The organism is Bacillus sp. RC242 (assembly GCF_044908245.1).
GTDB classification, from domain to species: domain Bacteria; phylum Bacillota; class Bacilli; order Bacillales; family Bacillaceae_G; genus Bacillus_A; species Bacillus_A mycoides.
Genome location: NZ_JBIYCZ010000011.1, coordinates 107219 through 118894 on the forward strand (window position 1 = coordinate 107219; position 11676 = coordinate 118894).

The following is an 11676-nucleotide window of genomic DNA, read 5'->3' on the forward strand; positions in this document are numbered from 1 at the left end:
CCTTTTTATTTAATCAAATTTTAATTTCTTTAATGCTTCTGCGAATGGATTGTTTAATGGTTCTTCTTCTTTGTTCTGCTGTTTCATATATTTTTGAACGTCGCGTTTATCAGCTTTGCTGCCGGATTCTTTTTTACGTCTCTCTTGGAATGTAGAAAGTTTCTCACGATAGCCACATTTACATGCGAAAATTTGGCCTGCTCCTTCACCACGAAGTTCTAGTTTCTTTTTACACTGAGGACAGCGTGCATTTGTAGTGCGGGATACATTTTTACGGTGACCACATTCGCGATCTTGGCATACAAGCATTTTACCTTTTTTACCGTTTACTTCTAACATTGGTTTACCACAGTCTGGACAAGACTTCGTTGAAATGTTGTCGTGTTTATATTTCTTATCACTCGATTTAATTTCAGCAACAATTTCTTTCGTATAGTTCTTCATTTCTGAAATGAATACTTCTTTCTTTAATTTTCCTTTAGCGATAGCTTCTAACTTTTGCTCCCATTCACCAGTTAGTGTAGGAGATTTCAGTTCTTCTGGCACTAAATCAAGTAACTGACGGCCTTTTGAAGTAATGTGAATATCTTTACCACGTTTTTCAAGCAAGAACGAATTGAATAACTTGTCGATAATATCAGCTCGTGTAGCTACAGTACCTAATCCACCAGTTGACTTTAACGTGTCAGCAAGTTGTTTGTTTTGCGTATCCATGTATTTTGTTGGATTTTCCATCGCTGAAAGTAATGTTGCTTCATTAAAACGTGCAGGTGCTTTCGTTTGACCTGATGTTTGGACAATTAGTTTTATGTTTAATGTATCGCCTTTTTCGATGCGAGGTAAGATTTGTTCTTTTACATCATCGCTTGCATCATCATCTTCAAATCGATTTTCATAAACCTCTTTCCAACCAGCATGTAAAATCGTTTTTCCGCGTGCGATGAACGTTTCATCACCAATTTTCGTGCGCAATGTTAGTTGTTCATATTCAAAGGCTGGGAATAAAACAGCTAAGAAACGTTTTACAACTAAGTCATAAATTTTACGTTCTTTATCTGTGAAAGCTGAGAAGTTTACATAGCTCTCTGTTGGAATAATTGCGTGATGATCGCTTACTTTACTATCATCAACAAATGATTTGTTAGATTTTACAGGTTTCTGCAATACTTTATGTGCTAAAGGACGGTATTCTCCGACTCCGCAAGCCTTCAGACGCTCTGGAAGTGTGCCGACAATATCAGATGAAATATAGCGTGAATCTGTACGAGGGTACGTTAAAACTTTATGCTGTTCATATAATTTTTGCATAATGTTTAATGTTTCTTTCGCAGAATAACCAAATATTTTATTCGCATCACGTTGTAGTTCAGTTAAATCGTAAAGACCAGGGGCGAACGATTTCTTTTGTTTTTTATCAATGTCTACAACAGTAGCATGTTGCTTACTAATTTTGTTCACGATTGCATCAGTTTTTTCTTTATTAAAGCTACGGCTATTTCCTTTTGTATCTTGCCAAGTTAGCTTTAATCTCTCAGCTGTTTGAGCTTCGATACCATAGTAAGTTTGAGCTTTGAAATGTTTGATTTCATCTTCACGGCTTGCAATCATGGCTACAGTAGGTGTTTGAACACGACCACAATTTAGTTGGGCATTAAAGCGAGTAGTCAATGCTCGAGTCGCATTAAGTCCGATATACCAGTCAGCCTCTGAACGTGCGACAGCTGAAGCGTATAGATTGTCATATGCTTTTCCTGGTTTTAAATTTGCGAAGCCATCTTTAATTGCTTTATCGGTAACAGATGAAATCCATAGACGTTTAATCGGTTTCTGCATTTTAACTTTATCGATAATCCAGCGTGCGACCAACTCCCCCTCACGACCGGCGTCAGTAGCTATAATGATTTCATTTACATCTTTTCTAAGAAGCTGACTTTTTACAGCGTTAAACTGTTTCCCTGTTTGTTTAATAACGGTTAGTTTTAAACGCTCCGGTAGCATTGGTAAATCTTCCAAATTCCACTGTTTATATTTCACATCATAGCTTTCTGGATCAGCTAATGTAACGAGATGACCTAAAGCCCAAGTAACAATATATTTACTACCTTCAAGATAGCCGTTCCCTTTTTTATCACATTTCAGTACACGTGCGATATCACGTGCAACAGAAGGTTTTTCAGCAATTACAATACTTTTTGCCATATTTAAAAACATCCTTTCAAATTTCCATACGTTAAATATAGCATACATCTTTGTTCTATTCAGTCTTGCTGACGGTTTGAGTTATTTGTGATGAAATATACGTGTGAGAGTTTTACTTATATAAAGGAGAAGAATGGTTGAACTAGGAGAGTTATGATCTCTATCATTTTATAAAAGTAAAGAACTTGTTATTTTATTAGAATAAGAGTAGACTTTGAAGTAGATGAATACTAAACACATGGGAGTTTGTGGATGCAAACTGAGAGTATGACTAATCCGTCATTGACCATTTGAACCTGTTGGATAATGCCAGCGTAGGGAGAGTGTAAAAGCACATGTTCAGGCACTTTGCGTACGCGCAAAGTGTCTTTTTGTGTATCTCCCATCACTATAGTTAGGGGATGAGAAGGATGAATATGAAAGAAATTAGTAAAGTAGTGGATTTGGTGAGAGAATCTAATCCACTCGTTCATAATATTACAAATGTTGTTGTAACAAATTTTACAGCAAACGGTTTGTTAGCATTAGGAGCATCACCTGTAATGGCGTATGCAAAAGAAGAAGTAGCAGAAATGGCTAGCATTGCGGGAGCCCTTGTTTTAAATATGGGTACACTTCGTCCTGAAGAGGTAGAAGCGATGTTACTTGCTGGTAAATCAGCAAATACGAATGATGTACCAGTATTGTTTGATCCAGTTGGGGCAGGAGCAACTTCTTATCGAACAGAAGTTGCGAGATATATTCCAGCTGAAATCGATTTAGCTGTTATCCGCGGAAATGCAGCTGAAATAGCTAACGTTATTAATGAGACATGGGAAATTAAAGGTGTAGACGCTGGTACTGGAAACGGTAATGTTGTAAATATTGCAAAACAGGCAGCGGATGAATTAAATACAGTTGCGATAATTACTGGACAAGAAGATGTTGTTACAGATGGAGAGCGAACTATTCTTATTCGAAATGGCCATCCTATTTTAACGAAAGTTACTGGAACAGGTTGTTTACTAACTTCTGTAATAGGAGCATTTATAGCGGTAGAAAAGGATTATGTAAAGGCAGCAGTAGCGGCATTAACATTCTATGGAGTAGCAGCAGAAATAGCGGCTTCGAAAACAGTAGAGAATGGACCAGGAAGCTTTCAAATTGAATTTTTAAATCAGTTAGCGAATACAACTTCAGATGATATTGAGAAGTATGGAAAGATTGAGGTTATACAGTAAGGAGGGGAACTAGATGTCGCGCATTACAATGGATGAAATGTCTAGGTTATTACGAGTATATTTTATTATGGGAAGTAACAATTGTACGAAGGAGCCACTACAAGTATTGAGAGATGCACTTGAAGGCGGTATAACAATTTTTCAATTTCGTGAAAAGGGGGAAGGGGCTTTAACGGGAGAGAAACGTATTGATTTTGCGAAAGAACTGCAAGCGCTTTGCAAGGAGTACGATGTACCATTCATCGTAAATGATGATGTGGAACTAGCCCTCGAGTTAGATGCAGATGGCGTGCATGTTGGACAAGATGATGAAGGAATTACATCTGTTCGTAAAAAAATGGGAGATAAAATTATTGGAGTATCTACACATACAATTGAAGAAGCACGCTGGGCGATTGAAAATGGAGCCGATTATTTAGGAGTTGGTCCAATTTTTCCGACGAGTACGAAAAAAGATACAAAAGCGGTTCAAGGAACGAAAGGTCTAAAGTATTTTAGGGAACAAGAGATTACAATACCGATCGTTGGGATTGGTGGGATTACAATTGAAAATACAGCTTCTGTTATAGAAGCGGGTGCGGATGGTGTTTCAGTTATTTCAGCGATTAGCTTAGCGGAATCTGCGTATGAAAGTACGAAGAAATTAGTTGAGGAAAGTAAATAAGAGTTTGTAGAAAAAGCCCATGTAATATTTTAAATGCTATATGGAGGAATAGACTGCCAAAAAAGTTTAAACAAACGTTTGATTAAAAAAGCACAAACCTTTTTAAATAAAGGTTTGTGCTTTTTCTTTAAAACATAATTGAAATTAAGAGCATTCCAATTCCAATAGAAGTAAAGGTTGCGATCAGGCCCGGAATCATAAAGCTATGATTTAAAACATATTTACCAATTCCTGTTGTACCAGTACGGTCAAAGTTAATTGCAGCAACGATTGTCCCGTAGTTTGGAATGAAGAAATATCCATTTACTGCAGGGAACATCGCAATAAGTAATGCCGGCGGAATACCAAGTGATAGTCCAAGTGGCACTAAAGCACGAACTGTTGCTGCTTGGCTATACAGTAAAATAGATAGAATGAATAGTGCAATAGCAAATAACCATGGTGCACTTGTCACTAAGTGTTGAATTGATCCTTGAATTATATTTAAGTTTCCGTTGAAGAAAGTATCTCCCATCCAAGCGATACCAAAAATAGCAACAACTGCTGTTGCGCCTGCTTTAAAGACGTTACCAGTTACAATGCTTTCCACATTTGGTTTACAGAAAATAATAATAAGAGCAGCAATGGTTAACATGACCATTTCAATTGTGTTTGGCATGGAAAGACGAGCTAACTTTCCGTCAACCATCCATCCCGGACGAAGGGCTTCAAATGAACCAAGAAGTACGACAAGGAAAGTTCCTACTAGGAAAAGGATAACTGATAATTTAGCGCCTTTTACACCCGAAAATTCTTTTTTTTCTTCAAGTTTAGGGATCATTCCCTCTTTTAATCGCTTCAAGTATTCAGGGTCTTCATTTAATTCTTTTCCCATTTTACTAGCAACGAATGCAGCTACCATACAAGCAATAAAAGTAGAAGGGATACTGACTTTTAAAATATCTAACAAGGTGATTTTATAGTCGGCTAACATTGCTAAAAGCGCAACTGTTGCAGCCGATATTGGACTAGCTGTAATTGCCTGCTGGGAAGCGATAACGGCAATTGACATTGGTCGTTCAGGTCTAATTCCTGATTCGCGAGATACTTCGGCGATAACGGGAAGTACAGAATAAGCGACATGACCAGTTCCCGCGCATAGCGTGAATAAATAAGTAACAATAGGAGCAAAAAATGTAATACGCTTTGGATTTTTTCGTAATGCTTTCTCAGCAAGGTAGACAAGGTAATCCATTCCTCCAGCAGCTTGCAAAGCACCGGCAGCTGTAATTACTGCTAAAATCATAAGCATTACATCAATAGGAGGAGCTGTAGGTTGTAAGTGGAAGACGAAAACAAGTATTGCCATACCAACGCCACCCATTACTCCTAGACCAACTCCGCCCAGGCGTGCACCAATAAAAATGCAGATTAGTAACGTAAGAAATTGTAGCCAAAACATGATAAACTACCTCCGAAATTCGTAAGTTAAGATATATTCGAATAGTTTGATTTGAGTGGAAATTAAGTAATGATCCGAAATAATCCTTGTATTATATACATTTTTTATTATATAACACAAGAAATGTAACATTCACGTACTTTGTTAAATTATTTCGAAAAAATAATACATTAAAACTTTATATTTATATCTATAAATAGGTGGACATTTTAATTTTTATGTTGTAATCTTTGATAGAGAATAATTTAATTCTCATAGAACTCCCATATCGTTCAACTCGTTCAGCGAGAAAGGCAAACTGATGGAAACATTAGGACGCAAAACTACAGGAGCTAAGGTCGAAAGGCTACGCTAGCCAGTTACCGGACGGATAGGGTTGGTCTTGACCAATGCTCTTTTCATTGGTCTTTTTTTTATATATATAAACTTGAGAATCGTTATCAGTTTGGTGTGTTTATGTGTGGATAGTTTCATTTTAGATGGAGTGAATTGAGAAAGGTGATGTTAATGAAAAAATATTGGCACAAGCTATCGTTTCTTCAAAAAAATGTATTGTTAACTGTACTAGTTATCTTGACGCTTGTTGGTAGTATGGGGGCGTTAAGTTTTAACATGTTTCAAAGTAGTATGATGTCTTTATTTGAAAGACAGTCTATTGAAACAGGAGATGCAGTATTACATAAATTAGATGCAGAAGTAGTGAGAGATGTTGCGAAAGATCCGACAGCAGAAAAAGAGAAGAGAACGAAATTAACAGAGCAATTAGATGAAGTTACCAAAGAATTAAAAAGTGTTGGACAAACGTATGTTATTGGGGCAAAACCAAATACAAAAGGTGAGCTACAAGTATTTGGTTTGACTACAGAGTTAGCAAACGCTGTTCCAGTAAAACCGGGAGATTATTATGAACAACCGGCTCGTTGGATGAAAACATACGATAAAGTAATGGCAACAAAAAAAGTACAAATGACGGAAGTATATGAAGATGAACTAGGATTTTGGGTAACGATATTAGAGCCGATTACAGACGGAGAAGAAAATATTGTTGCAATTGTTGCAGCTGATGTAGATGCTTCTATTGTTCCTAGTACAAAGAAGAAATTTATTATGCAAGGTTTAATGTTTATATGTATTTCAGTTTTAATTGCGACAGTTATTCAATTCTTGATTGTGCGCAATTCACTTGCTCCATTACGAGATTTACGTGAAGGATTGCGTAAAGTGGGTGAAGGAGATTTAAGTATTAAATTAGAAGAAAGACCAGATGATATTGGTATTATTAATGTGTATTTTAATACTACAATTGAGAAGTTTAAAGGAATTATAGATAAAGTGAAGCAGACGGCCGAACAAGTTTCTTCATCTTCACAAGAATTGTCAGCAAGTACAGAGGAGAATAGTATGGCAGTTCAGGAGATTGCAAGCTCTATGGTAGGATTAAGAGCTGGTGCTCAGTCTCAAGAAGCTTCTGTACAACAATGTTTAAGTATTGTACATGAGATGGGAAATAAGATGAAAGAAATAACAGGGGCTGCCAAACAAGTTGCAGTTTCCTCAGAAGGTATGGAGCAACATTCAGTTGAGGGTAATGGAGTTATTGAACAAATCATTAATCAAATGAGTTTAATCCAAAATGCAGTACAAGATTTATCTTCTATCATTTATTCATTGGAAACAAGATCAAAAGAAATTAGTGATATTGTAACTGTAATTACTGGCATTTCAAATCAAACAAATTTATTAGCTTTAAATGCTTCCATTGAAGCTTCACGTGCTGGGACAGCTGGGAGAGGGTTTGCAGTTGTTGCAGATGAAGTTCGTAAATTAGCAGAGAAAACGGAAGCGTCAGCAAAAGACATAGCTAAATTAATAGGGGAAACACAATCTGAAGCAGAAGATGCGGTAGTCTCGATGCAGAAAGGCTCAAAAGAAGTAGAGTCTGGAATTGCACTTGTTCAAAGTAGTGGTGCCTTCTTTGAGAAAATTTCAAAGTCAGCACAATCTGTTACAAATCAAGTTAGAGCCGTTTCTAGCAATTCAAGTGATATTCTGCAAAATAGCCAAAATATTGTACAAGTTGTAAATGAGCTATCCCATATTGCAAATACATATGCAAACAGTAGTAGTAACGTTGAAGAGAGTATGAAGGAGCAAGAAATGTCTGTGCAAGATATAGCAGAATTAGCAACTTCTTTAAGTTGGCTTTCACAGGAGTTACAAGAGTTGATTGGAGAATTTAAAAGTTAATAAAAAATATAAGGTGTAGATATAATCTGCACCTTTCTTTCTTTAATCAATAGTCTAATATCTGAATTTAAGGATGTTGGAAGTGGAATTTTAATCAGTGGGGGATGAACACCCCCACTGATTAAAGTTTCACTTTATTTTATGGAGAGCGAGAGGATTCAGTATGAGTATTTTCTTAAAACGTTCATATATGGAGAGATATGAACAATTTTTACAACAAAATTATGAACCACTTATGATACCGAAGGATTTTCAAGTAAACGAATATAAGCAGATGAAAATTAAGGATATACAAGCGATCGAACATAGTAAGTTAGATATAATAGTCGCTACTTTTGTATGGTTGCATCATGTTAGTAATGAAAAATGTATAGTGATTCCTCATTATATGGAACAGAGTAGTTATCCGTTATGTATTACGATTTCAGAGGAACTTTCTTATGAAGAGCTAAAAGTAGAAATTAATGATCAAATTGTGCAGTTAGAAAACATGGAAGAAGTACAAAAGGTATTATTACAATATGATGAGGGGAAATGGGGGAAACCTGCAGTTACAGTAGGAAAAGAGAATAGAAATAGTCAGTTGAACTTTATTGAGTTAAAGAATAATTACTTTGAGGTTTCTTATAATAAAATGCAATTGGAAGAAAAAACAGCGACTCGTTATATAGAGCAAATTGAGTATGTATTACAGCAAGGAATTACAAACGAGAAGCAATGTATTGTATCTATGGATATTATTCCAGAAGAAGAGTTAGCAATATATAAAGAGATAAATCATACAGAAGTACCATATCCGAATAAGAGTATTTCCGATATGTTTTATGAAACAGTAACAAAGTTTTCAAATCGTATAGCCTTGTCTTCAGTAGAAGGAACATTAACATATGAACAACTAAATAAAAGGAGTAATCAAATCGCTCATATGTTATTACATAATGGAGTGAAGCAAGGTGATTATGTTGGTATCTTCATGAAACGAAGTATTGATACAGTAGTAAGTTTATTAGCGGTTTTAAAAGCAGGCGCTGCGTATATTCCAATCGATCCAGATTATCCTGCCAATCGGGTGCAGTATATTATTGAGGATAGCCAATCGAAATTAGTGCTAACAAAAGAAACAAAAATTCCATATGAAGGCATTCGAGAGTTGTCTCTTTATAATATTGAAAAGTTTTCAGATGCAGATGTGAAATTGTTAATTCATCTTGATGATATTGCATATATGATCTACACATCAGGTTCTACAGGAAACCCGAAAGGAACAATGCTTGCGCACCGCGGGGTAGTTAATTTATGTACATGGATGCAAAGACATTATGGATTAACTGAAGAAGATGTTTTTGCACAGTTTCCATCATTTAGTTTCGATGCGTCTATTTGGGAGTTATTTGCTTCATTATTCTGTGGTGGAAATGTATATGTTTTATTAGATGAGCAAAGACTTTCAGTCGATGCTTTTGCAAATGCAATTTATAAAGAAAAGGCAACATCTATTTTAGGATTAGCTACAATTTTCTTACAACAAGTAGCAACATACCTTCCAGATGAAAGTAAATATAAGTTGGATTCATTAAAGAGAATTGCAGTTGGTGGAGAAATGCTTACTGCTGAAGTAGTGAAATTATGGCGACAGAGAATTGGTACTCATGTTCAATTGAATAATGCATATGGTCCGACAGAATGTACAATTACAACAACTACTTATCCAATTCCAGCGGAGTTAAATGATAAATTTGCTAGTATTCCAATTGGGAAGCCAGCGGATAATTATAAAGTTTGGATATTAAATGACAATATGAAAGTTTGTCCAATTGGTATTCCAGGAGAATTATATATAGAATCAGTAGGTATCGCGAAAGGTTACTTTAATAAGCCAGAGAAAACAGAAGAAGTGTTTATTCCACACCCCTTAAATTACGATAGTAGGATATATAAAACAGGTGATGTTGTTAAAATATTGGAAGATGGAAATATTGAATTTCTACACCGTAAAGACAATCAAGTGAAAATTAGAGGGTACCGAATTGAACTAGGTGAAATCCAAAATACAATTGCAAAATATGAAATGATAAAAGATGCCGTTGTATTTACGAAGAAAAGTGAAGAAGGTAGTCATTATTTAGTTGCTTTCTATACAACTGTTAATGAAGTTGCTATGGAAACCTTAATACACGATTTAAGAGAACAATTACCAGATTATATGGTGCCATCTAAGTTAATTTATATTAATGAACTGCCACTTACACCAAATAAAAAGGTTGATGTGAAGCGATTAGCACAACTGGAAGAAGAGTATGAGCCAGTTCGTTCACAAGAATATATCGCACCATCTACTGAAGCGGAAGAAAAAATAGCAAAAGCTTGGATTGATGTATTAGGTGTCTCAAAAGTTAGTGTCCATGACGACTTCTTTACAGTTGGTGGGCATTCATTAAAGGTATTACGAGTTTTAACTTTGCTTAAAGAGGATTTCCCGCATTTAACAATTCAAGACTTTTTCCAGGAACGCACAATATATGGGTTATCGCAAATTCAAAGGGAATTAAAAGTAGAGGAAGAAGACGTATTCCGTGAATATAAAGTAATTCATGAGCCAGCAACAATTTCACATATAAAAGAAGTGAAAAGCGGTAAAGTTTCAAATATCTTTTTAACAGGAGCTACTGGTTATTTAGGTTCTCACATATTGTATGAATTACTAAAAGATACAACAGCACATATTTATTGCTTAGTAAGACCAACGCAAGATATACAACAAAGAATTGTTAATACATTAACAAATTACTTTGAAAATATAAAAAAAGAATGGCTACAACGTATAACAGCAGTACCTGGTGATCTTGGGGCAGAGAATCTTGGTATGAGTGAGGAAGAATTTAAAGTCATTCGTTCCGAGGTTGATACTGTAATTCATTGTGGTGCAGATGTAAGACATTTTGGAGATGTGGCTCAGTTTGAAAATGTGAATGTGCAAGGAACGGGTCGTATGCTAGCGTTAACTGAAGAAGGAGCGACATTCCACTTTGTTTCAACAATTGGTATTCCGATAGAATTAGCGATGAATCAATGGGATATATATGAAAAAACAGGTGATTTTAACTACGATGTGGTGTTGGAGAATGTGTATTCTAATAGTAAACTACAGGCAGAAAACCTTGTTCGTGAAGCGATAAAAGATGGTGTACGAGGAAATATTTATCGTGCGGGTAACTTAGCTTGTCATTCAAAAACAGGAAGGTTCCAACAAAATATTGAAGGAAATGCATTTTATCGTCTGATTAAAGCGATGTTACTTATTGGACAAGCTCCGAATGTAAAGTGGAAAATTGATTTTACACCAATTGATTTTGCTAGTAAATCGATTGTAGCATATGTACAAGATTCACAAATAGCTGGAGAAATGTTACACATCTGTCACCCATATCAAATTGAATTTGAACATTTTATAAAGCTAATTGAGGAATGTGGATACAATCTTGAAATGGTTCCACTCTCGCAATATATAAATATGGGGCTTATATTAGCGAAGGAAGATGAAGTAATAGCAGAGCTAATTGCTTCTCAAGTTGCAGGAGATGGAGCACAGCAATCTGAAATTGTAATGGGTACTCGTAGAACGAATGAATGGATTAAGAAAAAAGAACTGGTAGTGCCAGCGATTAATAAAGAATTTATTCAGCAATTATTAGCTCATGGTGAAGAAGTTGGATATTTTCCAAAAATAATGAAATGATATGTACGCTTTTGTTTGTTCAATAAAATAAATCATGCTACAATGAAAACGAATTAAGAACCGGGGAGCCAATTGGCTGAGAGGATGTAAGTATACATCGACCCTCAACCTGATCTGGATAATGCCAGCGTAGGGAGTTACTTTAAAGTGATGTAGCATAAGTTATTAT

The 11676-nt window shown here is 35.6% G+C and carries 6 protein-coding genes and 3 riboswitches; of the genes, 4 read left to right on the top strand and 2 right to left on the bottom strand.

What is annotated here, in order from left to right:
- Window positions 1-9 precede the first annotated feature (9 nt).
- A complete protein-coding gene (gene topB, locus ABH957_RS19945; RefSeq protein ID WP_113937995.1) occupies window positions 10-2199 on the bottom strand; it encodes a DNA topoisomerase III in 2190 nt (729 codons plus the stop codon).
- A gap of 228 nt (window positions 2200-2427) precedes the next feature.
- Window positions 2428-2537: riboswitch (TPP riboswitch) on the top strand.
- A 72-nt stretch (window positions 2538-2609) separates the two neighbouring features.
- Here topB and thiM point away from each other — a divergent pair.
- Both thiM and thiE read left to right on the top strand, forming a co-directional pair.
- Window positions 2610-3419, top strand: a complete 810-nt coding sequence (gene thiM, locus ABH957_RS19950) for a hydroxyethylthiazole kinase (RefSeq protein WP_404457627.1) — start codon at window positions 2610-2612, stop codon at window positions 3417-3419.
- Window positions 3420-3432: 13 nt separating this feature from the next.
- A complete protein-coding gene (thiE, locus tag ABH957_RS19955; protein ID WP_404512076.1) occupies window positions 3433-4083 on the top strand; it encodes a thiamine phosphate synthase in 651 nt (216 codons plus the stop codon).
- Between the two features lie 127 nt (window positions 4084-4210).
- Here the strand turns inward: thiE and ABH957_RS19960 are convergent, their stop codons facing one another.
- Window positions 4211-5524 (bottom strand): anaerobic C4-dicarboxylate transporter family protein, encoded by a 1314-nt coding sequence (locus ABH957_RS19960; RefSeq protein ID WP_219300385.1) that lies wholly within the window; start codon window positions 5522-5524, stop codon window positions 4211-4213.
- Between the two features lie 282 nt (window positions 5525-5806).
- Window positions 5807-5891, top strand: a riboswitch (cyclic di-GMP riboswitch).
- Between the two features lie 140 nt (window positions 5892-6031).
- Between ABH957_RS19960 and ABH957_RS19965 the strand changes: the two genes are divergently transcribed.
- Window positions 6032-7771: a methyl-accepting chemotaxis protein gene (locus tag ABH957_RS19965; RefSeq protein ID WP_404457633.1), complete on the top strand. Its 1740-nt coding sequence runs from the start codon at window positions 6032-6034 to the stop codon at window positions 7769-7771.
- A gap of 163 nt (window positions 7772-7934) precedes the next feature.
- The gene (locus tag ABH957_RS19970) at window positions 7935-11507 is read left to right on the top strand and encodes a non-ribosomal peptide synthetase family protein (protein WP_404512078.1); all 3573 of its coding nucleotides are present in this window, start codon (window positions 7935-7937) and stop codon (window positions 11505-11507) included.
- A 51-nt stretch (window positions 11508-11558) separates the two neighbouring features.
- Window positions 11559-11660: riboswitch (TPP riboswitch) on the top strand.
- The last annotated feature ends 16 nt before the right edge of the window (window positions 11661-11676 follow it).